The sequence below is a fragment of the Sphingobacterium sp. UBA5789 genome, assembly GCF_002418355.1.
Classification (GTDB): Bacteria; Bacteroidota; Bacteroidia; order Sphingobacteriales; family Sphingobacteriaceae; genus Sphingobacterium.
Genome location: NZ_DIDX01000004.1, coordinates 307,164 through 332,897, shown reverse-complemented (window position 1 = coordinate 332,897; position 25,734 = coordinate 307,164). Strand labels below are relative to the sequence as shown.

Genomic DNA, 25,734 nt, shown 5'->3' with positions numbered 1-25,734 from the left:
AACTTAACAATAGCTACAAAGTTATAAATTTATCTTATTGCCAAATGGTCTTAACACAAAAAAAGCATCCCTAAGGATGCTTTTTTATGTAAATAACTTATTGTTAATGAATTCCGTGCATCATCCGCTTTAATACCGGATTTAGCAGGATCAATATCAAGGCTGTAGCAAAAGGAATAAGGGTGAAAATCATAAAGAAATAAGACATCGAATGTGTCTCTGTGATCTTATCGATATAGGCTCCCATAAATCCGCCAAGAAAATTGGCAATAGCTGAAGCACAAAACCAGAATCCGAATAATAAACCTAAAAATTTCTTAGGAGAAAGCTTACTCACATACGACAATCCCACAGGCGACAGACACAGCTCTCCTGTTGTATGGAAGAAATAAGCCAATACCAGCCAGATCATACTTACAGAAGCTGTCTTTGCTCCAGAAGGAATAGACATACTACCGTATGACAAGGCCGCAAAGCCAATTCCTACTAAAATCAGCCCCAGCGCAAATTTCACAGGTCCTGAAGGATTCCACACTTTTTCCCACAGCTTACTAAATGAAGAAGCTAACGTAACGATAAAGAAAGAGTTTAGAATCTGAAACCAGGATACCGTAACTTCAGTACCGAAAGAGGTAAATTCACGGTGTACTTTCCAGACACCCAATACCCAGATCACAGCAAATGAGACCGCTGTAAAAATAATAGTCAACGGGTATTTTTTATAGATTTTGGCTGCTAAGCTTCCTAATACCAACGTAACGATCAGCATTGGAAATATTGTCAATGCCGCATCTACCCATTTAAATGCAGAAGCCATACCTCCATCCAGTACACGCTGTGTATAGTCTTTAGCAAAGATAGTCATAGAACCACCAGCCTGCTCAAATGCAAAAAAGAATACAATACTGGCAATCATTAGTGCAGCGACCACAAACAGACGGTCACGAACTACATTTGCAGGGATAACTTCATCCTGTTCTTCATTTGCAGCCACTCTTTTATCATGGTCAGCTTTTAATACTTTCGGGCTCTCTCCGATAATACCAAAGATTCGCTGTCCGAAATAAAACTGAAGCATACCGAAAAACATAAATACACCCGCTAATCCAAAGCCATAGTGCCATCCCACTTTCTCACCAATATATCCACAAAGCAACATACCTAAAAACGCCCCTGCATTGATCCCCATATAAAAAATAGTATATGCAGCATCTTTTTTAGAACTGGAATCCGGGTATAACTTACCCACCATGGAAGAAATATTCGGTTTAAACATACCATTACCGAGAATCATCAGAATTAGCCCTAAATAGAAGAAATTACCTGAAAATCCTTCGAGAGCCATAGAGGCATGTCCCAGTGTCATGATCAGGGCACCTATCAGAATTGCTTTTTTATAACCTGTCAGCTTATCAGCAATAATCCCTCCGAGTAAAGGTGTCAGATAGACCAGTCCCGTGTAAAGACCATACAGCTTCATGGCTTCTTCATTGCTCCAGCCCCATCCACCTTTGGCAATCTCACTCACTAAAAACACGGTCAATAATGCCCGCATCCCGTAATAACTGAAACGTTCCCACATTTCTGTAAAGAAGAGGACAAATAGTCCTGCCGGGTGTCCCATTACCATTTTGTCATCAACTCCCTGTTTTGCCAGGTGCGAGACCAATACTCCATCTCTTTCTTCTGTCATATGATATTTTATAGATTTTACATGGTTATAATTGCCTGCTGAAGGAAATCATCAATCGTTGTTTTAACAAACAATGCTACAAAGAAAACAAACTTTTTGAATTGATACAGCTTATTAAAGAAATATTTTTGTTTCAATTGGCATTGAAACCACTTTTCTTCTCAATTTTTTTCCGCGCAGGGTTGAGATATTGATCTTCATCTCCCCTTACAGGATTGATAAATTCAATATTTGATTTGAAAAACAACTTCGCAGGAACAATCTCATAGGCATCATACGTCAGATCCGGCCCGTAATACTGATATTTTCCTTCCAGACTTTTATCTGCAGGCACTAAATGATCAAATACAATTCTCTTTTTTGCGGCATCATAGCGAAGCAGCATACTGGCCTGTCTTGTATAATTGAATATTTTTCTGGAAATCTGCGGCTGATCTGAAAACATTTTCTTTCCGAATGTAGCTTCTTTGCCTTTGAGGCTGAGTACCTCAATAACTTTTTGTGTAAACAGACGGTTATGGCCTTTCCAGCCTAATAAAAGGTAGTGATCAGCATTTTGGATGATCTCATAATATTGAGCTCCATACCAGTTGGCAGAAGATACAACTGCCTGATCTGCTTGCTGAATCTCAAATGTTTTATCCAGTAACGGAATCAAAGATAATTCCCCATTTCCTGTTTTGAGTTGAATACTCCCATAATAGAGATAAGAACCATCATTGAGAGGTACATTCCAGGAGAATATACGAAATTTATTATCAGGAGAATTCAGGACAGCGATCATTTTAAGCTGATCAAATCCAAAATCAAACGAATTCTTTTCCTTTAATGCGGAGACCAGCGTCTTCACAAATTTGAAGTTGGCATCTATCCGTTCGGGTTCTGAAGGATTTTGAAACACCCTGTTCCCGATACTCAGCAAAGAGTCCTGCCAGACCTGCATAGCTTTAGCGGAAGGCTTTTGAGCATGCGCATGCTGGACAGTCAATATCCCTATTCCCAAACAGACAGATACAAACCAATACTTCATATAATAAATTTAAGCATCTATATAACAGATACTATTGGAATTTTTGCAACAATTTTTTAGTTAACAATACACCGTCAATCTCACTGTGTTTATCTCCTTCGTATTCGATACCTACGAAACCTTTAAATTTTGCATCTTTCACAATTTTCATCATGCGGGCGTAGTCAATCTGTGTTTCATTCCCGTCGGCATCAAAATCATGAGATTTGGCACTAACACCATGTGCATACGGCATCAGATCAGTCACTCCCTGGTAACGGTCATACTCATAAAAATTACCCAGATCAGGGAGACTTCCACAATTTTTCTTCCCTACTGCTTTCAGGACTCCTGACAACCAGTCTCCATGAGAAGAGATACCACCGTGATTTTCTACAATCACACTGATATTAGATTTTTTTCCATAATCAGCAAGTGTACTCAGACTCTCTACGACTCTTCCTTTGACTTCCTCCGGAGTACCTTTACCGGCAGCATTTACACGAATAGCATGACAGCCCAGGAATGCAGCAGCATCCACCCATTTGTAGTGATTTTCTACAGCTTCTTTACGTTTTGCAGTATCTTCATCTCCCAGATATCCTTCACCATCGATCATGATCAGAACGTTGCGTACACCATTATCTTTAGCACGCTGATTCAGATCTTTCAGATATGTCATATCTTTTGCTTTATCTTTAAAGAACTGGTTTACATATTCTACTGCATGTATTCCAAATTTTTTAACCGCAAATTCAGGGAAATCTATGTTTTTAAGATCTCCTTTAAAAAGAGTCTTATGTAACGACCATTCCGCTAAGGAAATTTCAAACCAAGGCTTTTTGGCAGCAAACAAATCCAAGTTTGGTGCTAAAGCGACACCTGCAGTAGCAAGTCCTAAATTTTTCAGAAAATCTCTTCTAGAATTCATAGTAAGTTTTATTATTGATTATTGATAGTTAAATATTTGCCCATCCGGATGTCAGGACATCCACAAGGTGAATTGTTCGTACAGGAAGTTGATGTTTATCAATATATGCCTGCAGATGAAGCAGACATGAGGCATCGGTAGAAATAATATAGTCTGCCTCTACATCCAGTGCATGCTGTACTTTCTGCTCTGCCATAGCGGAAGAAATTCCTTCAAATTTGACCGCAAATGTACCTCCGAATCCGCAACATGTTTCCTGATCCTTCATCGGGATCAGTTCGAGTCCGCCAACTTTGGACAATAGCTGCCGGGGCTCTTCTTTAATTTTACATTCCCGTAAAGCCGCACAGGAATCATGATAGACTGCTGTCCCAACTAATTCGGCACCAAAATAATCCCGCTTTGCAATGTGAATCAGAAATTCGCTTATCTCAAATACGTTACGTTGTACATTCCTGCAACGGTTATGCTCTACAGAATTTGTAAATAAATCATCGTAGCCGTTTTTGACCATACCTACACAAGAGGCGGAAGGCGCAACGATATAATGCTCCTCACTAAAATCATTTAAAAATTTATGGCCGATTTCTTTAGCTTCATCCCAAAAACCCGCATTGTATGCTGGTTGCCCGCAACAGGTCTGCTCGGGATTGTAACTGACTTCACATCCTACCCGCTCTAATAATTTTATCGTATTGAAAGCTGTTTCAGGGTACATCTGATCTACAAAACACGGCACAAACAGCTCTACTCTCATATGTGAATTTTTCAAAAACTTAAAATTAGACTTTATTGAATTTTAATACCCGGAAGAGCAGTAACAATCCAATTACAAAAAATAAAGATAAAAATAATGCCGAATATCTGATATTATGTGTCAATTGCTCTATAAGACCAAAAGAGAATAAGCCGACAACAATAGCCAGTTTTTCGGTGACATCATAAAAGCTGAAAAAAGCGGTCGTATCTTCAATGTTTTGAGGCAGTAATTTAGAATAAGTAGACCGGGAAAGCGATTGTATACCTCCCATCACCAATCCGACAAGTACCGCCATAATATAGAATTGGATCTCATTGGTCAGAAAATACGCTCCGATACAAATAGCTACCCAGATAACGACAACCATAATAAGCACTGATATATTGCCGATCCGGCTTGCCAATGCGGACATCAGATAAGCTCCTGCAATGGCGACTAACTGAATTAAGAGTATGGTACCAATCAACTTAGGCGCCCCCAGATGAAGTACTTTTTCACCAAAGGCTGCAGCCACAATCATAATGGTCTGTACGCCTATTGCATAAAAAAAGTAAGCCGGCAAAAACCGCTTGATACCTTCTATCTGTGAAATACGATGCCACACTTTCAAAAATTCCTCTTTAACTGTCCGTATCAAAGGAAGCCCTTTGGTACCTGACATAGCCGAATTAGAAGGTAATACCCTGAACGGGATTTGGGCAAAACCTACCCACCAAAGACCTACAAGGAAAAAGGATAATCGCGCAGGAAATGAAAGATCCGTAATCCCAAACCATTCCGGCTTCAAGACAAATACAAAACAGATAATCTGCAACAATACACAACCTACATAGCCGTAGGCAAATCCTTGTGCACTGACTCTGTCCTGCTGATCTACAGTCGCAATCAGCGGAAGATAGGAGTTATTAAATGCGACACCACCGATATAACCCATTGCAGCCAGAGCAAAGAATATAATGCTCATTTCCAGCGTTTCCAGTTTAAAGAAATAAAGTCCCATACAAGCTGCTCCGCCTATGTACGTGAAAAGCTTCATCAACATCTTCTTGCGACCTGTAGCGTCTGCAAAAGAAGTAATAAAAGGTAAGGATACAGCCATGAAAAGATAGGCAAAGGCCAATGCAAAATTGGACAATGCTGTGTTCACCACTTCGATTCCAAAGAAAGTTACTGTATCTCCATGTTCCTTTGTATTGGTGATCGTGGTGTAATAGACCGGGAATATTGTAGAGGTAATAACCAGGTTGTAAGCTGAATTCGCCCAGTCATACATAGACCAGGCACGTATTGTTTTCTTGTTGTTCTTTTCAACAGCTATCATAAAGGGTCTTTAAACTCCGAATATACAACGTTTATTTAAAAAATATTAGTGTCTCCATGTTAATAATTCTGACGTATATACGTCACAATATTGACCATCTCTCTACGTACTGTACTCGCAGAAGTCACAAAATTATTATTCAGGAATGAAAATATAAGTTTACGTCCTGACCGTGTGATCAGATATCCACTCTGACAATGCACCGAATTAAGCGTGCCTGTCTTTGCCCACACAAAAGGTTCTCCTCTATCCAGTTTATAAGCTGAGCGGATGGTACCATCTACCCCACCTGTCGGAAAGAGTTTGTGCAATACCGCTGGATCCGGAATATCTTTTTGCAATACAACCAGTAACTCCGCTATACTTCTCGGAGTGACCAGATTATACACAGAGAGACCACTTCCATCCTTCAGATCTACCTTATCCGTAAAGTATTTATAGTATTCCTGCTGCATCCACTCCCGCAATCTGTTAGTATCAAATTCGCCGTATCTGACAAGCGAGCTCATCATCTGAAACTGTTCTGCCATGAAATTATCACTAGGCAACATCATTTCACGCAACATCTTATTTCTACTGTTGGAATATACTGTCTTCACGTCTGAGGGCTTTTCATAAGCAATCATTTTTACTTCCTTCTTTAGGGTGTCCACCAGCAATTTCAAAAACAGACTATCCGAATATTTAAAAGGCTTTTCATTAACATACCCTCTTTTCACGTCGATATCGGACATATAAAAGATATTTTTATCAAAGGCACGGGTTAGTTTAAATTTACCTCTGCTCCGTTCATCATCTTTTACCTGCACATCTTTCTGAAAATAATCCGGTGTAGCTCTCAACGATCCTCTTTCTCTGGCCCTGAATGTGACTACATTGCCGTAAACAGGAAATGTACTGATCTCTGGCTGATAATATTCATCATAGTCTTCTACTGACCAGCCGTTTCTGTAAAAAGGTTCTTTAGATGCTGTGGGCACATAATAAAGATGTTTACCACTGTTTTTTAAAAAATTATACACCTTGTGACTATCCAATCTGTTATGCAAAAAAGTAGGATCGCCCGTACCCCAAAAGATCAGTGAATCCCCTTTCTCTATATATTGAAGCCCCGGAATGGAATCCGGTAATGTATGGATTGCTGCCAAAAGCGTAAAGATCTTCGTATTGGAAGCAGGCATAAAATGTTTTTCCTCATTAATTCCGAATAAAAATCTTGAACTGTCTGCATCATAAAGTGAAAAACCGTAAAAGTGTTTTTTAAGCCCTTCTGCCTGATTAAACTTCCGTTGAAGATTACTGGATATCTGCCCTTTAGCAGGCATTATATAGACCAGTACTGAAACAAAGAAGCTAAAGAGATATAATTTCATTGCGATAAACATACAAAAAAGATCATAAAAACCTTCATGTACAGAGTACACCAACTGTAAAGAAGCGCTTACAATCCATCTGATTGCTGATAGAAGGAACAATTTAAGAAAAACGGGCTGCTGTTTGAGCAGCCCATCTTTCAACCGATTTCGTTACAGATTAATATCCTTCATTTTGCTTCAATGTACCGTTACTCTTATCGATTTCATCCTGAGGAATCGGGAAGTACTCATTTCTGCTATTGAAAATCAAACCTTTAAATGCAGACAGGAATCCACCTTCAAATGCAGAGTAACTTTCTATAACCTGTTTAGCCTGTCCCCATCTGACCAGATCATAAAACCGATGCCCTTCCATTGCAAGCTCCAGACGTCTTTCGAAACGGACAGCTTTACGTGCATATTCCTGGTCTGGAAAAGATGGATAAGGTTTTACTTCATATACTGCTGCCGGCACACCGTCTGCGGTCAATTTCGGAGGCAATTTGGAGGCTCTTATACGGATGGAATTCACGAGTTTCACTGCAGCATCCAGATCATTCAATTCCACCTGACATTCGGCAGCCATCAGAATAACATCTGCCAGACGAATAATATTGACATCCAATGCGGTCAGATAGCGATCTGCAGCAGCAAATTTTCCAAACTGACTTTGCGGAATCATTGTTTTAATTCCTACAAAAGGTCCGGCATAGGGCTGATCGCGTACCCAGGCAGCACCCGGCATAACACCATAATCCAGATATTGAACACCCCGGCGTCCTACGGTATAGTCCAGTCGCGGATCGAATCTCAAGGCTACATTCAGCGTATAGCCTGCTTCGTTATTAAGATCAGAGACATAAGGAATAGTACGATAAGAATTATCCAGCAACGGTAATCCATCTGTATCGACTTTATAAGCATTTACCAGGTCAATCGTAGGTTGATAAAATCCACAGCATCCTACCGGATTATTTCCGTTCAGACCGCTAAGCATATCTCCGACATTCGCATTATCGCCACTGCCGTCCGGATTAATGGCATGTTTGGATACCAACAAGGTTTCCGGACCATCTTCTGTAGTTACATCAAAGTTATTTTGAAATGGCATGACGGTGATGTCTTTGCTTCCGATCACATCTTTAAACAAAACTAAAGCTTCTCCATACTTTTTCTGATACAGGTATACTTTGCCCAAGTAGGCTTTAGCAATATTCTGATCCATCCGTCCTGTCTCTCCATTGATCTTGGTCAGCGGCAGATTATCTACAGCAAATTTAAGATCATCAATAATCATAGGAAGCACATCTGTATTATTCGGGACGGTCTTTGCTTCGTCTGTAGTCGTTGCTTCACTTACATAAGGAATATTCTTAAATACTCTCCACAGAAAAAAGTAATAGTGCGCACGTAACATACGAGCCTCGCCTTCAATGGTCTTGGCACGGTCTGCACCGATTGTTTTTGCTCCCTCCTGATCCAGTCTCAGTAATTTAAGGGTATTATTTGCGCGAAGAACACCCTCGTAATACACCTGCCACATCTGACTGAGATTATCATTGGCACTGTTGGAGATATAAGATTCGATCAGATTCATATTAGGCTGATCTGTAGATGTAGATCCTTTATGCGCATTATCTGAGGCGACTTCCCCAAACAGCCATTGACTTGGCGCAGAAGAGTAATTCCCCCAGGTGCCACTCACATTACCATTCAGAATACCATAGGTTCCAAGCAACACCTGCTCTACCCCATCTTTATTGGCGACTTCTTCATCTGTCAACTTACCCTGTGGTGCTTTTTCTAAAAAATCCTTACCGCAAGACGACATCATCAGAATAGATGCGCCCAATATTGTAGTTATTATATTTCTCTTTTTCATCTTCTTCATTTTTAATTATTCAACTATTCCATCTTAAAAACCTAAACTCAGTCCTAACATATACTGACGGGATTGCGGATAAACTCCAAAGTCCACCCCAAATGCAGGATAATCTGAAGGTGTGGCTGAAACTTCCGGATCCAATCCTTCATATTTGGTAATAGTAAACAGATTGGTCACACCGAAATAGACTCTCAGTTTGCGCACCCCACTAGTTGATTTAAATATTTTTTCTGTTGGAAGACTATATCCGATTTGCAGATTCTTCAATTTTAAGAAACTCGCATCCTGAATATAATAGCTCGATGATGCATACTCCAGTGAGGAAACGTCACTTCCTCCTTGGGAAGGAATCATGCTTGATGTATTTGTAGGGCTCCACTCATCCAGTACACGAACACTTTTCTGTCCTTTGAATACACCAAAATCAGTAAAGTAACGCGTTGCTTCATAGTTTTGATTTCCCTGTGAACCATAGAAGTACATCATGAAATCAAAATTCTTGTATGCCCCACTGATGTTAAAGGAATATACAAAATCCGGATGCGGACTACCGATAACCGTACGGTCGTTGGCATCGATCTTGCCATCTCCGTTAATATCCTCATATTTCAGACCACCGGCTCTGGCCAGTTCGTATGATGGTGAACTTGCCACATCGCTGGCGCTTTGATAGATACCGATCACTTTATAACCAAAGAATGAACCCAATGGCTCTCCGGCTTTCAGGAGAGAAGTTTCCATACTTCTGAAACTTCCGTAAATATCCTGCGAAATAGACGGTGCCAATGAGACGACTTTATTAATATTACGGGAAATATTTGCGGACAGATCTAATGTAAATGGTCTCTGCTGACGTTTACCATAATGATAATTTAAGGAGAACTCTATACCTTTATTCTGCATTTCACCCACATTGACATACGGAGAATTAGCGCGGCCTACTGCAATTGCAGGCAACGGCAAACGATAAAGCATATCTGTTGTTTTCTTATTGTACCAGTCAAATGAACCATCTAAATCTCCATTGAGAATAGAGAAGTCAATCCCAAGGTTTAATGCAGAAACCTGCTCCCATTTTACATTTGGATTATCGTAGTCACTTAACCACATACCTGTAAGTACGGTTCCGTTGATAGGATATGAAGACGAATTGACTGCGGATTCAAATCTTCTGAAATACTGATCAGACGGGATACGCTGATTACCGGTTACACCATACCCTGCTCTTAATTTCAGATCAGACAACCAGCTAGTACCTTTCAAAAATTCTTCTTCAGATACACGCCATGCACCACTTACTCCCGGAAATACCCCATACTTATTGGCCGAACCAAAGTTGGATGATCCGTCACGACGGATAGTCGCACTCAGGATATAACGATCCTTGAAAGAGTAATCTACTTTACCAAAAAGGGAGAACATAGATCCTACGGTTCCTTCACTTGTACTGGATTGTCCGGAAGCAGCACCTAAGTACAGATAATCCAGACTGCTCATGGTAAACAGATCACGACCACTTCCATCCAGCTGTCTATATCTGTTTTGAATAGCTTCCGTACCGGCAAGAATATTCAGATTGTGATCGCCGAAGGTTTTTCTGTAGTTTAAGGTATTGGTCCAGGTCCATTCTGTTGTAAATCCAAAATACTCACTTATAGAATTACTGAAATTACCTTCTGTAAATTCCGGATTAGGATATCTGTAAGATACGCCATTATAATTTTCATATTTCAAACCAAAGTTTGTACGTAAAGTAAGGCCATCAATAATGTCATATTCCGTAAAGGCATTTCCAAAGAAGAAGTTATTCTTATTTTTGTTATCCTTTGCTCGGTAAGCTATAGCCACAGGATTTTCACCGTTACCATATTTTCCACCCAGTGATCCGGCAAAATTACCGCCTTCATCATAGACAGGAATAATATTATGTATACGGTATGCAAATCCTAACGCACTCCCCTCACCGATATAATCACCGGCCGTATTGGTATTAACCCCGATTCCATATCCTTCTGTAAAACTGTATTGTAAATTCTCTCCGAAACGAAGCTTTTTGTTCAACGCAGAGAAACTGGTATTCGCACGAACATTAAACTTATCAAATCCGGTATGTATAATGGTACCTTTTTGTCCCAGATAGCCGGCAGACATTGCATATTTAGCATCATCTGTACCTCCTGCCGCACTCAACTGATACGATTGGGTAGGCGCATTTTGAGAAAGCTCTTTAAACCAGTTTGTACCTTCTTTGTTGGCTTTGGTAATCTGGTAAAAGTCTGCTCTGGATTTAGCGCGATAATTGTATTTGGCCATATCAATATCCGCCTGTGTAATATCATGTCCGGTTTTAGAGCCGGCGACTAAATAATCAGGCAAAGTATTACTATTTCCGGTCAGGCGATTTTCAATATCCAGTTCCTGCTGAGGAGTAATCATTTTTGGAAATCTTGAGCTGTTTGGCACCTGTACACCATAATAAGCATCGAGATTGATTTGCGCTTTTCCGGATTTCCCACTTTTTGTTGTGATAATGATAACCCCGTTATTTGCACGGGCACCGTATATAGAAGCAGCGGAAGCATCTTTCAAGACCTGCATCGATTCGATATCATTTTGATTTAACCAGCTCAATTTTCCTTCAAAAGGCACACCGTCAATAACATAGAGAGGTTCGTTGTTATTAATCGTACTGAATCCACGGATCTTGATTTGTGGAGTAGATCCCGGAGCACCGTCTGTTACGATCTGTACCCCTGTTGCCCGTCCCTGAAGTGCTTCAACGGCACTTGCTACGGGTTGTGTCTTTAATTGATTGACATCCACGACAGCAACAGAACCCGTCAGATCCTTCTTACGCTGTGTAGAATAACCTGTAACAACGACTTCTTCCAGTGATCCGGTCTCATCAGTCAGGTCAATAAGCAGATTGCTGGCCGGCCCGGAGACTTTATATTCGGTCTTCTTATATCCTATATAAGAGAATTCGATAATGTCGTTGGCACTTACTTTCAGTTCAAATGAACCATTTTCATCAGTTGAAGTAGCTGTAGCTTTTCCCAGTATTTTCAGGGTAACACCAGATAGTGCTGATTTTGTAGCAGCATCCTGTACCTTTCCTTTAATCAGGAATTCCTGTTGAGGATTTTCGCTCAGTAAAATTTTCTCATAATTTGTGTTTTCAGTATTAGAAATTCGGGCAAATGCCGTATTGACAAGCAATACTGTGGCACTAGCCATCCAGAAGGATTTCTTGAGTGAAAAATGGAAGGACGGCTTAATTCTTCCATCAAACTGTTTAAGTTGTTTCATAATAAGTGATAAGATTGTTTATATTGATTGTTTATGTTAGGCGACATACTCAATTAGAGTACAATAGGTTATACTTTATCTAATCATAGGCAGTAGATTTTAGTTTACTAAATTTACAATTGGCCTGTTACGAAATAAAAAAGGGATAACAGGTTTATATTTTGGTTAAGTCTAATTTACAAAAAGTGATTTGACATATCCAAGCAAAGTGTACAAAGTACAACTAGTCTTTGTAACAAAACACTGACAATCAATGAGTTAAAAATACATAAATTGTAACGACAATATATAATTCTAAAATTAATGCTTTATTAAACTAAAATAAAAAAAACACAAATACCCCGAGAATAAGAAACATAATACTCTCACAAAAATTTAGTTGATAAAAAGTCATAAAAATTAGTTAAATACTATCAAAAACGATGTTTAACCAATTAATTTAGGGTCAGAATTTCAATCTTTGAACCCTGTGAAACAAGTCCGGTAAATATATCTGTAAACGAAATAAAAGAGATAAATATCTAAAAATATCAATAGTGTAACAGTAACACATTGTAACTTTTAATTCTACTTAGCTTATCCGTTTTAGTTGTATTTTATCTCCGGACGAATACTTGTTTTTGAAAACTTAAAGAAGACAGCGACAGATAGTAGATGGGGTCTAAAGAATAAACTTATACACATTTTTAGTACTGTTAAGGTGAATGTAATTCTGCCTGTGCAAAGACATGTATAACACAACTTTTTGAGTACAAAAAAAAGTCCGCTACCTTTTTGAGTAGCGGACGATAATATAGATCTGATTAGCTGTTATACAAAGCTGTACGACAGTTCACCAGATGAGATTTATTAAACGACAATATTAATGATCTTTCCTTTTACAAAGATGATCTTCTTTACAGGCTTTCCATCCAGATATTTTTGTACATCAGCATTGTTCAATACAATCTCTTCTACTGCTTTCGCTTCCAGGTCCAACGCAAGAGGAAGATTCAGTTTCATCTTGCCGTTTACAGATACCGGATACGCAAATTCGGATTCTACAAGATATTCCGGATTGAACACAGGGTACGGAGCATAAGATATACTGCCGGCTTCATGGCCAGACAACGACCATAATTCCTCTGCTATATGTGGTGCATATGGCTGTAATACGATAATTAACTGTTCCAGAATAGCACGTTTATTACATTTTAGTTCTGTAAGCTCATTCACACAGATCATAAATGCAGATACCGATGTATTAAACGAAAAACGTTCGATATCATCTTCTACTTTCCGGATGATTTTATGTAATGCTTTATATTCTGCTTTTACAGGTGTTTCATCCGATACTTGGAAGTTTCCTTCTGCATTGTGAAACAGACGCCATACTTTTTTCAGGAATTTATATACGCCTTCAATACCATTTGTATTCCATGGCTTAGCTTGTTCAAGCGGCCCAAGGAACATTTCGTACAAGCGAAGTGTATCTGCACCATAGGTATCGATAATGTCATCCGGATTCACTACGTTGAATTTGGATTTAGACATTTTCTCTACTTCTGCACCACAGTGATACTTTCCGTTTTCAAGAATGAATTCGGCATCAGCAAAATCAGGTCTGAACTGTCTGAATTTTTCCAGATTCAGCATATCATTTACGACAATATTTACATCCACATGTAATGCGATTGTTTTATACTGCTCTTTTAAACCGTAGGATACGAACTGATTCGTACCTCTTCCTTCTTCATCCAGAATACGATATACAAAATTGGATCTTCCCTGAATCATCCCTTGATTGATCAGCTTCTTGAAGGGTTCTTCTTCATTGTGATAACCTATATCTTTTAAGAATTTATTCCAGAAGCGTGAGTACAGCAAATGACCCGTAGCATGCTCTGATCCACCTATATATAAATCTACAGCTTTCCAGTAAGCCACCGCTTCTTCAGAGGCAAAGGCGTCTGCATTTTGCGGATCCATATAACGGAACCAATACCAGCTGGAACCTGCCCATCCTGGCATTGTACTTAACTCATACTCATACTGATCTTCATATTTCCAATCTTCTGCTCTTCCCAAAGGAGGTTCACCGGTTTCAGTTGGCAGATATTTATCTACTTCCGGAAGAAGCAAAGGCAATTCTTCTTCTTTAATGAGATAAGGAAGTCCGTTTTTGAAATATACCGGAACCGGCTCACCCCAATAACGCTGACGACCGAATATAGCGTCCCGCATACGGAAATTAATCTTGGCTTTTCCAAGTTTAAGTTCTTCCAGTTTGGAGATCAATGCCGGAACAGCTTCCTGATAATTCAGACCATTAATAAAGCCGGAATTGATATAGCGTCCATTTTTATTCGGATCTGCTTCTTCTTCAATCTGCTGCGTATCTGAAATCGGAATAATCGAAAGATTAAAATGTTTAGCGAACACATAATCCCGCTGATCTCCGGATGGTACAGCCATTACGGCTCCGGTGCCATAGCTGGCCAGTACATAATCAGCAATCCAGATCTGTACATCTTGTCCTGTAATCGGATGTTTGGCATAGGAACCGGTAAATGCTCCGGATACGGTCTTTGTATCCGCCATACGATCCAGTTCAGACTTTTTATTCGTCTTATCTATATATGCTTTTACCTCGGATTCCTGATCCGGAGTAGTTAAAGCTGTTACTAATTCATGTTCAGGAGCCAACACTACGAAAGAAACACCAAAAATAGTGTCCACACGCGTTGTAAAGACTTCAATATAGTTATCTAACTGTGGCAACGGAAATCTGACAGAAGCACCTACTGACTTACCAATCCAGTTACGTTGCATTTCTACCAAAGGCTCCGGCCAGTCTATGGTGTCCAGTCCGCGAAGCAGGCGGTCAGCATATGCTGTGATACGCATAGACCATTGCATCATTTTCTTTTGTTCTACAGGATAGCCTCCACGCTCAGAAACCCCATTGATCACCTCATCATTGGCCAATACCGTTCCCAGAGCAGCACACCAGTTAACTGTGCTTTCGCGCAGATAAGCGATACGGTATTTTAATAATTCACGCTGTTGCTTCTCTTCGTCAAATCCTTTCCATTCATCTGCTGTAAATTCAAGGATATCTTCATCACACACCGCATTGATGCCTTTTGAACCGACATTTTCGAAATGCTTAACTAATGTATCTATAGAGGCAGCTTTATCCAAATCATTGTTATACCAGGAGTTAAACAATTGCATAAAGATCCATTGCGTCCATTTGTAATAATCCGGTTCTGAAGTACGGATCTCACGGCTCCAGTCATAAGAGAACCCGATATTATCCATTTGCTCCCGGTATCGGTTGATATTCGCTTCTGTGGTGATCGCCGGATGTTGTCCTGTCTGGATAGCATACTGTTCTGCCGGAAGTCCAAAGGAATCGTACCCCATAGGATGCAAAACATTAAAACCTTTTGAACGCTTATATCTTGAAAAAATATCGGAAGCTATATATCCAAGCGGATGTCCTACGTGCAGTCCCGCACCTGACGGATAAGGAAACATATCCAGTACATAATACTTGGGTTTGTCCTGAGAATCTGCCGATCTGAAGGTGTGATGATCAGCCCAAAATCTTTGCCACTTCTTCTCTAATGCTTTATGATTGTACTCCATTTGATGAATAAGGAAATATTTAAGAAATGCGAAATTACGATTTTAGTCCTATATAATAAAAGATTTGTAGTTTAAACAATATTTGAGGATATTAGAAGTTAATGATTGTGTTGGCAGCATTTGCCGCAGGCCGGCATAACAGGAGAATATCAGTAATAATAATCATACAAAAAGGAAGTAATTGCAATAAATATTCGTAAAATCAGCGCAATTCCTTACTTTCGCAAACAAATAATTTAATTGCTTATGTCAGGATACGAGTTAAGCACGACCAAGAAAAAAACGAAATCAGTATATGTCTCTACAGTTATCAGTATTGCACTGGTGCTGTTAATGACAGGACTTTTAGGTCTTATTCTTGTTCATGCACGAAATCTTTCCAAATATGTAAAAGAGAATATCGTCCTCAATGTTATTGTGAATGATGCAACGACAGAGGGTGACGTACTTTCTATGCAAAAAGATATTGAAAAAGATCCTTACGTATTACGTACGGAATATATCAGTAAAGAATTGGCTGCTAAGAACCTGAAAGAGGATCTTGGTGAAGATTTCGTAGAATTTCTAGGACATAATCCGTTGCTGCCTTCTATTGATGTATATCTGAAAGAACAATACGCCAATACAGACAGTATACAGACTTTTATCAAAAAAGTGTCTAACAACAGCAAAGTCAAAGAGGTGGTTTATCAGGAATCCCTGATCGACATGGTCAATAAAAACATTAAAGTAATCAGTATCGTTGTACTTGCCTTTACTGTCATCCTGCTTATTATTGCTGTAGCCCTGATCAATAACACCATTCGTCTGGCGATCTATTCGCAACGTTTTCTGATCAAAAGTATGCAGCTTATCGGTGCAACCAAAAACTTTATCCGTAAGCCATATATCATATACGGAATTGTTCACGGACTCTTAGGTTCACTGATCGCTATTCTTCTGCTCCTGTTTACACTGCAGTTTTCGCAAAAGCAAATTCCGGAACTGGTATTCCTGCGCAACTGGTATGAGTTTGGTGCGATTTTCCTTGTAGTCATTATCTTAGGAATACTGATTTCAGGATTAAGTACTTACTTTGCTGTCACCAAGTATCTAAAAGCTAAATCACACAGTCTATACCGTTAATTCTAATTATCCTTATGGCTCAAACGAATAAAACGACAAAATCTTCTACTGCAAAAGCAGGGAATTATAAAGGAGGTTTTGTTTTTGGAAAGATTAATTATCAGCTGTTTGCTGCAAGTGTAGCAATCGTTATTATTGGTTTTTTTCTGATGTCAGGAACTTCAGACATCTATAGTTTCACTAAAATTACATTAGCTCCCATTGTTGTTGTATTAGGGTTCGCAATAGGTTTTGTAGCCATATTGTATAGACCTAAGAACAAGAACGTATAATACAGGCATGAATTTAATTCAAGTTATCGTCCTGGCCATTATCGAAGGCCTGACAGAATTTTTACCCGTTTCCTCAACGGGGCATATGATTATTGCAACGGCACTGATGGGCATTGAGCCGACGCCCTTTGTCAAACTCTTCACCATCGTTATTCAACTGGGAACCATTTTATCCGTACTGGTTCTGTATTACAAACGTTTTTTCAAATCGCTGACCTTCTATTACAAACTTGTAGTAGCTGCGATTCCGGCATCTATACTGGGACTATTGCTGAACGATTATATCGATCAGTGGCTGGAGAGCCCGCTGATGGTTGCAGTAATGCTGGTTGTAGGTGGTATTATCTTATTGTTTGTAGACAAATGGTTCAATAAACCTACTACGGACGATTCAGATGACATCTCTTATGCGCAGGCATTCAAGATTGGTCTTTACCAATGTCTGGCTTTAATACCCGGTACATCACGCTCTGCGAGCACGATTGTCGGAGGTATGACACAAAAATTAACCCGTAAGGCTGCAGCAGAATTTTCTTTCTTTCTGGCTTTGCCAATGATGTTTGGTGCATCAGCAGTCAAACTGCTGAAATTCTTTAAAGAAGGCAATACATTTACAGGAGAAGAGATCAATCTTCTGATTATCGGTAATGTTATCGGGTTTATTGTAGCAATTATTGCAATAAAATCTTTTATCGGAATTCTGACTAAATATGGTTTTAAGGCTTTTGGTTGGTACAGAATTATTATCGGCATGATTATCCTTATCATGTTATTGACAGGTCACAGCCTACAAATCATCTAATGGAAGATCCTATTATTGAGAATTCCCATACTTTCCATTTTGCTGAAGGGCAAATGTTATTAATTGATAAACCTCTCACCTGGACAAGTTTTGATGTGGTAGGAAAGATCCGCAATACACTTAAACCGCTTAAATTAAAAGTCGGACATGCGGGGACACTCGATCCGCTGGCAACAGGTCTCCTGATCGTGTGTACAGGAAAAATGACCAAACAGATCGATTCATTTCAGGCTGAAGATAAAGAATATACCGGTATTATCACCTTAGGTGCCACTACCCCATCCTATGATCTGGAAACAGAAATTGATCAGCGATTTGATATCAGTGCTATCACCGAAGAGATGATCTTTGATACAGCACGTTCTTTCGAAGGTGAGATCAACCAATTTCCGCCTGCACATTCAGCTATTAAAATCAACGGCGAACGGGTTTATGAAAAAGCCCGCCGTGGTGAGGAAGTAGAACTGAAATCCCGCAAAGTGACTATTAATAGTTTCGACATTGAAAAAATAGAACTTCCACATATTTACTTTCGAATTTCATGTTCAAAAGGAACTTACATTCGCTCTATAGCTAACGATTTTGGTAAACTACTAAATAACGGCTCTCATTTGAGTGAACTGCGCCGGACTAAAAGTGGTAATTATCACGTAGATAATGCCTGGAATCTCGAAAACCTGATTGAAGTGATAAAATCACAAAAAATTTAACGGAAAACAAACAATTGATTGCAGCTTTACCCGAGAATAGTTTCTAATTTTGCGGCATCACAAGTTTAATAACTAATGAAAATATACAGAAATTTAGACGACTTTGAACCTTTGGATTGTGCTGTAGTGACCATTGGAACATTTGACGGCGTACATATAGGTCATCAAAAGATTTTGAGTCATCTGAAAGAATCTGCAAAGAAAATAAACGGAGAGACTGTTCTGCTAACTTTCTTTCCGCATCCGCGTCTGATTATCAATCCCGATGATGACAGTCTCAGACTGATCAATGATATTGAAGAAAAGGTGTGTCATCTGGCCAATGCTGGCATAGATCACCTGATCCTCACTCCTTTTACCCGCGATTTCTCGAATCAGACTCCCGAAGAATATATCAGTAATGTGTTAATAGGAAAACTGGGAACTAAAAAAATAGTGATCGGCTATGATCATCATTTCGGTAAAGACCGCAAAGGGTCATTAGTCGACCTGGAGCACTTTGCAGAAATCTTTGATTATACGGTAGAGCAGATCCCCGAACAGGATATTAACGATGTAGCGGTATCTTCAACACGGATCCGCGAGTCTCTGATCAAGGGAAATATTGACACGGCTAATCAGTACCTGGGCTATCCGTTCGAATTGACAGGAACAGTAATTCGGGGAGACCAGATCGGACGTACCATTGGGTTCCCGACAGCGAATCTGCATGTGCATGAAAAGCATAAGCTAATTCCGGCTTACGGAATCTATGCGGTAGAGGTTGAGATATTCGACAAAATTGAAGAAGTTCTTACGGGACAATATATCGAGAAAGTTCCTTTCCGAAAAGCAAAAGGAATGGGATACATCGGAACCCGTCCAACTGTAGACGGTATGACCCGGAATATTGAGGTTTCTTTGTTTGATTTCAATGAAGATATCTACGGAAAAACATTAAAAGTAACATTCCTTCATTTTGTAAGGCACGATGAAAGATTTGAAACTATAGAAATTATGAAAGAGCAGATCCAGGCGGATAAAAAGTATATCACAGCTTATTTTGCGGATCAGAAATAACAGGATAATATAAAATAACAATAGAGAGGCAGTATCTAAATAAGGATACTGCCTCTTTTGTTTTTATACTGTTGGCGGGGACGCCAACAGACGCTGGTTACACTTAACTTTTCTAAAAGACGCGAGTTAAACTGAATTTGTTAATATACATCTATTAACCAAACCTTTTCAATCACGCTGTATAAACTGCCATTTGTTTCTGCCATAAATTTCAAACAAGAACCAGTTTTCAAGGAATTTATAAGGTTATCTGTTGGCGGGGACGCCAACAAACGCAGGTTAAACTTAATTTGCCAACAGATGGGGGTTACACTTATTTTGTTAACAGACGTTAACCAAACCTTCTGGTGCTCCTGCTACTATTGGCAGAGATACCAATAAACGCTGGCTGACTCCCCTATTAATCCTACTTACAAAGCAATTCCAGAATATACGGAGTAAAAGACAATCCTTACTAAAAACGGCCTGAGTTCTTATGAGCTCAGGCCGTTTTTTAATAGGGTTAACAAGAGTTTAGTCCTTATAAATCACATATTTCTTACGCATTTTTTTATAATTTGTAAGTCCGGGTTCCCAGCTTTTACGAATTTCCTGATCGCTTGCTCCGGATTCGATTTGTTTACGAAAATCGCTTACTCCGGCAAGTGTTTCAATATTTCCGATCTGTGCAGAAAAGCTCCGGTCAAAAAATGCTGCCTTTTCAGGAGATTTTTGATAGAGTTCTTTCATCCAATCCAGATTTAATTTTTTACTTGCAACCAGTTTAGCCAGATCCACTTTACGCAAATCCAGACCATAACATACCTGATTCATAAACAGAGGAGATTCGCTCATCCCTTTCTTGCTCACCGGGGTAAATGAAAATGAATAGATGCCTTTATATGCAGGGCTTCCTATAACCGTAAAAGGATAATCAGTGCCTCTTCCATGGTTGAGTTTAGTGCCTTCAAATAAACAGGTACTTGGATATAGTAATATACTCTCTTCTGTATTCAGATTAGGAGACGGATTGACAGGGAGTTTATACAGCATACTGTGGTTATAATTAGACACCGGAATAATCTTCAGTTTACACGAATCTTTTGCTTTCATCCATTTCTCTCCGTTAATCATCTGTGCAAACTCAGCTATAGTCATACCATGTGCTATCGGCACCGGAAATTGTGCTATTCCTGATTTGTGCTTCATATCCAGAATGGGTCCATCAATCAGGTAGGCATTTGGATTCGGACGATCCAGAATCATTAGTTCTTTCCCGTTATCCGCACAGGACTCCATAATATCTCTTAAAGTGTTAATATTCGTGTAGAAGCGTACACCCATGTCCTGTACATCAAAAATTAATACATCTACATCAGCCAGATCTTTTGCAGATGGTTTTCTTTTGTTACCATACAGGGATATGATGCGTATGCCTGTCTTTGCATCCAATTCATCCGATACTTCTGTCCCGTTACTTGCATTACCCCGGAAACCATGTTCTGGACCAAATATTTTTACAATGTTTATTTTGAGGGCAAGAAGACTGTCCACCAGATGGGTTTTTCCTATAACAGAAGATTGATTTCCCAATATTGCGACCCGTTTTCCTTTTAAATAGCCCACATATTTCTCCGTTTGTTCGGCTCCGGTTTTAATTTTATCATTACTGTATGACAATTTCTGTTGTGCATGAACACCTGGCTTGCATAGCAGGAATAATAACATGACAGTCAAAAAAACAGGGATTTGTTTCATGGTAAAGGTTTTAGTTTGGTAAATAGATATTCTAAAATACAAAATTATACTGCCGCATTCAATATGTAACAAACATGATATCAATACATCCGTGTCTGGCTAAAGCAAATCTGCTATGACTTGGATCCCCTCTTCCAGCTGCGCTTCAGACAGCGCTCCATAGCTCAGGCGCAATCCCTGCGTATCTTGTCCAAGATTATATTGTTCCGGACCTGATATGCGGATACCTTTTTCTTTCAATCTTTCTTCCAGATATCTGACACGCTCCTGCTGTCTGGGGACTATCCAAAATGCAAGTCCCCCATCGGGCAAGCGATAGTCAGCCTTATCTTTCATATATTGATTGAGTAATCTGAAACAGTTATCTCTCTTATTCCGGTAATACAGTGTCATCTTTTTAAGATGCTTCTTAATCGTTCCGTCTTCTATCAGCTGAAGAACAGCCTGTTCCATAATATTATCGCCTTGTACATCTATGATTTTACGTAAAGCACCTATTTGTTGAATATAAGATGCTTTACTTACCAGATATCCGATACGCAATGCGGGCGCAACTACTTTACTCATCGTCCCGATGTAGATATAATTTTGAATTTCATTGTAACTGGACAGCGGTAAAATGGGGCGATGCCCAAAGTGAAATTCATTATCATAATCATCCTCTATGATTGTAAATCCATACTCATTAGACAGCCGTATAAGTTCTACCCGTCGGGAAAGACTAAGCGTAACCGTAGTGGGGTATTGATGATGAGGTGTGGTGTAGATCGCTTTTACAGATTTGCCACTCTGCAGGTGTCGGTTAATATCTGCTATAATCAATCCGTCCTGATCCACCCGTACAGGTAATAGCTTTGCGCCTGCATGTTCAAAAGCTTCCCATGCAGGATGATATCCCGGATCTTCGACTAATACATAATCGCCCTGCTGTATCAGACTCTGAGCAGCCAGATATAAAGCCATCTGGCTTCCCCGGGTAATACATATATGAGGTACATCGATCTTCATGCCCCTATGATGGTTTAACATCCTGGCAATTGCGGCCCTGAACGATTCATCCCCCAGTGCATTGGTATAGCCCATCATCTGCCATCTGGCTTTTTGATTAAAAATCTGCCGGTAAGCTCTGGCCAGCTCTTTGACGGGAGCAATCCGTGCATCCGGATATCCGTCATCAAAGCAAATACTGTACACAGGAGCCGGTGAAGTATTTATTTTGACGGCGGTACCTGAATGTGACATATTTTCAGAGCGGAATGGAAGATCATCAGCCACAAAGGTACCTGCACGTTCTTTCGTGATAATCCAGCCTTCATTTTGAAGTACGTTCACAGCCTCTACTACTGTATTACGATTTACCCCTATATGCTCTGACAAAGCTCTTGTACCTGGCAGAGCTTCTCCCTTTTTAAGCCTCCCGCTACGAATAGCTTCAATGATCGCATCTGCGATCTGCAGATAAACAGACTTCTCTGCCTGAAAATCCAACTGCATTTCTAAATTCCAAGGACGAATCATCTGGACTATTAAATTATGTAAAAACTGAACCAGTAAGACAGTCCAAATATACTATAATTTTGAAATGCAATAATGCAAATACACAACTTAATATGTTTAATATGAAAACAGAAGAAAAACAATTCAGTTCAAAAGATTTTCATCAAACCTTTGCACGTCCGACGTTTATCAAACCCGCAAAGCTCATTCATCAAAATGTAGAAAATGCAGGTGTACATAATCAGTTTTCCACTGAACGCAAACATCCTGTTTTTTTCGTTGATCTGCCCAGTAAAAATGTAAGTATGACTATAGGCGGATTATTGCCGGGTCAACTGACGAACAGACATCGTCATACCTACGAGACTGTACTGTATGTACTGGAAGGCGCAGGTTATACAGAAGTGGAAGATGAACGCGTGGAATGGAAAGCCGGTGATGCGGTCTATATTCCTTCCTGGGCCTGGCACAGACATCAGAATCTGAGCGATACCGAACCTGCCAAATACATTGCCTGTGAAAATGCTCCTCAACTTCAGAATCTGGGAGTCGCTCTACGCGAAGAAGAAGGCCGCGATCTCTAACATTAACTCTATTTGTCTTATTTAATCATGCCCTCTGCGGAGGGCTCTTTTCTCTTTACTCATTTTATACAATATGAATCAGAATCTATTTAAAGGTATAGTATCTTATCCTATTACCCCCTTTGATCAACAGGAAAAAGTTGATCTTCAATTATTCAAAATATTAGTTGAACGACTGGCTGTCACAGGTTCCAATGCGATTGCTCCATTGGGAAGCACCGGTGTATTGCCTTATCTCACAGATGCCGAAAAGGAAGCCATTATTCTCGCTACAACAGAACAAGTCGCAGGCCGTATTCCTGTACTGGCAGGCGTATCCAATCTGACAACGGAAAGAACTGTTTATCATGCAAAATTTGCAGAAAAGGCTGGTGCAGATGCGGTAATGATTATTCCGATGAGCTACTGGAAACTAACAGATGACGAAATATTCCGACATTATAAAACCGTTGCGGATGCGATATCTATTCCGATCATGGCGTATAATAATCCAGCAACAGGCGGAATAGATATGTCGCCGTCTTTACTGATCAGACTTTTGCAAATTCCGAATGTAACGATGATAAAAGAAAGTACAGGTGATGTACAGCGTATGCATCAGCTGTACCAGACTTTTGGAAAGGATGTCGCTTTTTACAATGGTTCTAATCCATTGGCTTTAGCAGCATTTACAGCTGGGGCAACAGGATGGTGTACAGCAGCCTCCAATCTGATTCCCGATCTGACAAAAGAACTTTATCAGGCTGTCGGTCAGAATAATCTGCCGGAAGCACAACGTCTGTATTATCAACAAGCCGAACTTCTCAAATTCATTGTCGAGAAAGGCCTTCCCCGCACGATCAAAGCCGGACTTCATCTGATGGGTATTGATGCAGGATATCTTAGAAGTCCGCTACAACCCCTTAGTGAAAATGAATTAGCAACACTACGTACTATCTTATTTAAAACAATAAACAAAATAAACTAATTCGGATACTACATAAACAGGATCTTTTTAAAACATGACAGACAGTTAGTTAACCAGTTTTTTAAGTACTCATATCTGCCGGATCTCAAAAACAATATGGAAGCAAATTATTTATCTTATTTAAAAAAAATAATAAATACTAGCAAACAATATTTAGACTAATCTGTTGACATCTAACACATTGAACACTAAAATTGTAAACTAAAATTTCAAAAATGGAAAAGAAAGATCTCACAATTATTTTAGTACATGGTGCCTGGGGAGATGGTTCTCATTGGCAACATGTTATCCCTCGTTTAGTAAAAGCCGGTTATCAAGTAAGAAGCGCGCAGAACCCATTGACCTCTCTGACCCATGATATCGAACGTACAAGCGATCTGATCAATGCACAGGAAGGAAAAGTCCTGCTTGTTGGACATTCCTATGGCGGATCAGTTATTTCAGGAGCCGGAAATAACCAGAAAGTAATCGGTCTGGTATACATTGCGGCATTTGCACCGGAGGCAGGAGAAAGCCTTTCCCGGATATTTTCACGACATGAATCTCCTGCAGGAGCCGCAAGCATATATCCGGACAGTAAAGGTTTCTTATGGATAAAATATGATGAATACCATCGTCACTTCTGTGCCGATCTGGATGATGATGAGGCTTTGGTGCTGTCTCTCGCCCAACGGCCTATTCATGCAACCTGTTTTGAAGAGCCTGCAGGGGATCCCGCATGGCGTACTAAGCCAAGCTGGTATCAGGTATCGGATGAGGATCATATGATACCTCCGCAGACACAGCAGGAAATGGCAGACCGTATCCGCCCGCGGGAAATTATACACCTTGACGCAAGTCATGCATCTCTGGCTTCCAAAGCAGAAGAAGTCACTAATTTTATTATCAAGGCTGCGTCCTCCTTTTGAAAAATAAGTACGCTTTAAAGAGCGGGCTTGATATAATGTAGTATGGGTATAAATGGTTCTTTTTGAAAGAGCCATTTATACTTTTTAATCAAGCTTTTTCCGAATGTTTTATGATGTTATCCGCAGATTTTAAGCCTCTCTCTGAGCGACTGCACCACCTTTATGTAAACGACTACA

The 25,734-nt window shown here is 39.7% G+C and carries 19 protein-coding genes; 8 read left to right on the top strand and 11 right to left on the bottom strand.

All coding sequences use genetic code 11. The features are described 5' to 3' along the window. Positions 1-103: 103 nt before the first annotated feature. The 9 genes from B4B65_RS10635 to leuS form a co-directional block, all read right to left on the bottom strand. Positions 104-1,693 carry a peptide MFS transporter gene (locus B4B65_RS10635; protein ID WP_201679023.1) on the bottom strand — a complete coding sequence of 530 codons (1,590 nt, stop codon included), beginning with the start codon at positions 1,691-1,693 and terminating at the stop codon, positions 104-106. Between the two features lie 133 nt (positions 1,694-1,826). Next, the gene (locus tag B4B65_RS10630) at positions 1,827-2,723 is read right to left on the bottom strand and encodes a hypothetical protein (protein WP_293915618.1); all 897 of its coding nucleotides are present in this window, start codon (positions 2,721-2,723) and stop codon (positions 1,827-1,829) included. Between the two features lie 31 nt (positions 2,724-2,754). After that, positions 2,755-3,633, bottom strand: coding sequence for a TIM barrel protein (locus B4B65_RS10625; protein WP_201679021.1), 879 nt, complete (start codon positions 3,631-3,633; stop codon positions 2,755-2,757). Between the two features lie 28 nt (positions 3,634-3,661). Further along, entirely contained in the window at positions 3,662-4,390 is a 729-nt protein-coding gene (locus B4B65_RS10620; RefSeq protein ID WP_201679020.1) for a (Fe-S)-binding protein, read from the bottom strand. Positions 4,391-4,415: 25 nt separating this feature from the next. Further along, positions 4,416-5,714 carry an MFS transporter gene (locus B4B65_RS10615; RefSeq protein ID WP_293915617.1) on the bottom strand — a complete coding sequence of 433 codons (1,299 nt, stop codon included), beginning with the start codon at positions 5,712-5,714 and terminating at the stop codon, positions 4,416-4,418. Positions 5,715-5,773: 59 nt separating this feature from the next. Then, the gene (locus B4B65_RS10610) at positions 5,774-7,087 is read right to left on the bottom strand and encodes a D-alanyl-D-alanine carboxypeptidase/D-alanyl-D-alanine-endopeptidase (protein ID WP_293915616.1); all 1,314 of its coding nucleotides are present in this window, start codon (positions 7,085-7,087) and stop codon (positions 5,774-5,776) included. A gap of 160 nt (positions 7,088-7,247) precedes the next feature. Further along, positions 7,248-8,951, bottom strand: a complete 1,704-nt coding sequence (locus tag B4B65_RS10605; protein WP_201679017.1) for a RagB/SusD family nutrient uptake outer membrane protein — start codon at positions 8,949-8,951, stop codon at positions 7,248-7,250. A gap of 33 nt (positions 8,952-8,984) precedes the next feature. Beyond that, positions 8,985-12,263: a SusC/RagA family TonB-linked outer membrane protein gene (locus tag B4B65_RS10600; RefSeq protein WP_293915615.1), complete on the bottom strand. Its 3,279-nt coding sequence runs from the start codon at positions 12,261-12,263 to the stop codon at positions 8,985-8,987. A gap of 849 nt (positions 12,264-13,112) precedes the next feature. Then, positions 13,113-15,896, bottom strand: coding sequence for a leucine--tRNA ligase (gene leuS / locus B4B65_RS10595; protein ID WP_293915614.1), 2,784 nt, complete (start codon positions 15,894-15,896; stop codon positions 13,113-13,115). A gap of 246 nt (positions 15,897-16,142) precedes the next feature. Here leuS and B4B65_RS10590 point away from each other — a divergent pair, with 246 nt between their 5' ends. The 5 genes from B4B65_RS10590 to B4B65_RS10570 all read left to right on the top strand — a co-directional run bounded on the left by B4B65_RS10590 (position 16,143) and on the right by B4B65_RS10570 (position 19,864). Continuing rightward, positions 16,143-17,021: a cell division protein FtsX gene (locus B4B65_RS10590; protein WP_201679014.1), complete on the top strand. Its 879-nt coding sequence runs from the start codon at positions 16,143-16,145 to the stop codon at positions 17,019-17,021. 14 nt (positions 17,022-17,035) lie between these two features. Further along, on the top strand, positions 17,036-17,293 hold the full coding sequence (locus tag B4B65_RS10585) for a DUF3098 domain-containing protein (protein WP_201679013.1): 258 nt from the start codon (positions 17,036-17,038) through the stop codon (positions 17,291-17,293). Between the two features lie 7 nt (positions 17,294-17,300). Then, positions 17,301-18,095: an undecaprenyl-diphosphate phosphatase gene (locus B4B65_RS10580; protein ID WP_201679012.1), complete on the top strand. Its 795-nt coding sequence runs from the start codon at positions 17,301-17,303 to the stop codon at positions 18,093-18,095. Continuing rightward, positions 18,095-18,805, top strand: coding sequence for a tRNA pseudouridine(55) synthase TruB (gene truB / locus B4B65_RS10575; protein ID WP_293915613.1), 711 nt, complete (start codon positions 18,095-18,097; stop codon positions 18,803-18,805). Before B4B65_RS10580 ends, truB begins: the two co-directional genes overlap by 1 nt. Positions 18,806-18,880: 75 nt before the next feature. Then, the gene (locus B4B65_RS10570) at positions 18,881-19,864 is read left to right on the top strand and encodes a bifunctional riboflavin kinase/FAD synthetase (protein WP_201679010.1); all 984 of its coding nucleotides are present in this window, start codon (positions 18,881-18,883) and stop codon (positions 19,862-19,864) included. 513 nt (positions 19,865-20,377) lie between these two features. Here B4B65_RS10570 and B4B65_RS10565 read toward each other — a convergent pair. After that, positions 20,378-21,601: an exo-beta-N-acetylmuramidase NamZ family protein gene (locus B4B65_RS10565; RefSeq protein WP_293915612.1), complete on the bottom strand. Its 1,224-nt coding sequence runs from the start codon at positions 21,599-21,601 to the stop codon at positions 20,378-20,380. 99 nt (positions 21,602-21,700) lie between these two features. Next, positions 21,701-23,119 (bottom strand): PLP-dependent aminotransferase family protein, encoded by a 1,419-nt coding sequence (locus B4B65_RS10560; protein WP_293915611.1) that lies wholly within the window; start codon positions 23,117-23,119, stop codon positions 21,701-21,703. A gap of 101 nt (positions 23,120-23,220) precedes the next feature. Here B4B65_RS10560 and B4B65_RS10555 point away from each other — a divergent pair, with 101 nt between their 5' ends. From B4B65_RS10555 to B4B65_RS10545, 3 genes are all read left to right on the top strand, one after another. Next, positions 23,221-23,682, top strand: coding sequence for a cupin domain-containing protein (locus tag B4B65_RS10555; RefSeq protein WP_236582095.1), 462 nt, complete (start codon positions 23,221-23,223; stop codon positions 23,680-23,682). Positions 23,683-23,755: 73 nt separating this feature from the next. After that, positions 23,756-24,649, top strand: a complete 894-nt coding sequence (locus B4B65_RS10550) for a dihydrodipicolinate synthase family protein (protein WP_293915610.1) — start codon at positions 23,756-23,758, stop codon at positions 24,647-24,649. A 215-nt stretch (positions 24,650-24,864) separates the two neighbouring features. Next, positions 24,865-25,557 (top strand): alpha/beta hydrolase, encoded by a 693-nt coding sequence (locus tag B4B65_RS10545; protein WP_201679005.1) that lies wholly within the window; start codon positions 24,865-24,867, stop codon positions 25,555-25,557. The last annotated feature ends 177 nt before the right edge of the window (positions 25,558-25,734 follow it).

Excerpts from the sequence above, each read along its gene's own strand:
- B4B65_RS10635 (WP_201679023.1), bottom strand. The coding sequence starts at position 1,693 with ATGACAGAAGAAAGAGATGGAGTATTGGTCTCGCACCTGGCAAAACAG.
- B4B65_RS10630 (WP_293915618.1), bottom strand. The coding sequence starts at position 2,723 with ATGAAGTATTGGTTTGTATCTGTCTGTTTGGGAATAGGGATATTGACT.
- B4B65_RS10625 (WP_201679021.1), bottom strand. The coding sequence starts at position 3,633 with ATGAATTCTAGAAGAGATTTTCTGAAAAATTTAGGACTTGCTACTGCA.
- B4B65_RS10620 (WP_201679020.1), bottom strand. The coding sequence starts at position 4,390 with ATGAGAGTAGAGCTGTTTGTGCCGTGTTTTGTAGATCAGATGTACCCT.
- B4B65_RS10615 (WP_293915617.1), bottom strand. The coding sequence starts at position 5,714 with ATGATAGCTGTTGAAAAGAACAACAAGAAAACAATACGTGCCTGGTCT.
- B4B65_RS10610 (WP_293915616.1), bottom strand. The coding sequence starts at position 7,087 with ATGAAATTATATCTCTTTAGCTTCTTTGTTTCAGTACTGGTCTATATA.
- B4B65_RS10605 (WP_201679017.1), bottom strand. The coding sequence starts at position 8,951 with ATGAAAAAGAGAAATATAATAACTACAATATTGGGCGCATCTATTCTG.
- B4B65_RS10600 (WP_293915615.1), bottom strand. The coding sequence starts at position 12,263 with ATGAAACAACTTAAACAGTTTGATGGAAGAATTAAGCCGTCCTTCCAT.
- leuS (WP_293915614.1), bottom strand. The coding sequence starts at position 15,896 with ATGGAGTACAATCATAAAGCATTAGAGAAGAAGTGGCAAAGATTTTGG.
- B4B65_RS10590 (WP_201679014.1), top strand. The coding sequence starts at position 16,143 with ATGTCAGGATACGAGTTAAGCACGACCAAGAAAAAAACGAAATCAGTA.
- B4B65_RS10585 (WP_201679013.1), top strand. The coding sequence starts at position 17,036 with ATGGCTCAAACGAATAAAACGACAAAATCTTCTACTGCAAAAGCAGGG.
- B4B65_RS10580 (WP_201679012.1), top strand. The coding sequence starts at position 17,301 with ATGAATTTAATTCAAGTTATCGTCCTGGCCATTATCGAAGGCCTGACA.
- truB (WP_293915613.1), top strand. The coding sequence starts at position 18,095 with ATGGAAGATCCTATTATTGAGAATTCCCATACTTTCCATTTTGCTGAA.
- B4B65_RS10570 (WP_201679010.1), top strand. The coding sequence starts at position 18,881 with ATGAAAATATACAGAAATTTAGACGACTTTGAACCTTTGGATTGTGCT.
- B4B65_RS10565 (WP_293915612.1), bottom strand. The coding sequence starts at position 21,601 with ATGAAACAAATCCCTGTTTTTTTGACTGTCATGTTATTATTCCTGCTA.
- B4B65_RS10560 (WP_293915611.1), bottom strand. The coding sequence starts at position 23,119 with ATGATTCGTCCTTGGAATTTAGAAATGCAGTTGGATTTTCAGGCAGAG.
- B4B65_RS10555 (WP_236582095.1), top strand. The coding sequence starts at position 23,221 with ATGAAAACAGAAGAAAAACAATTCAGTTCAAAAGATTTTCATCAAACC.
- B4B65_RS10550 (WP_293915610.1), top strand. The coding sequence starts at position 23,756 with ATGAATCAGAATCTATTTAAAGGTATAGTATCTTATCCTATTACCCCC.
- B4B65_RS10545 (WP_201679005.1), top strand. The coding sequence starts at position 24,865 with ATGGAAAAGAAAGATCTCACAATTATTTTAGTACATGGTGCCTGGGGA.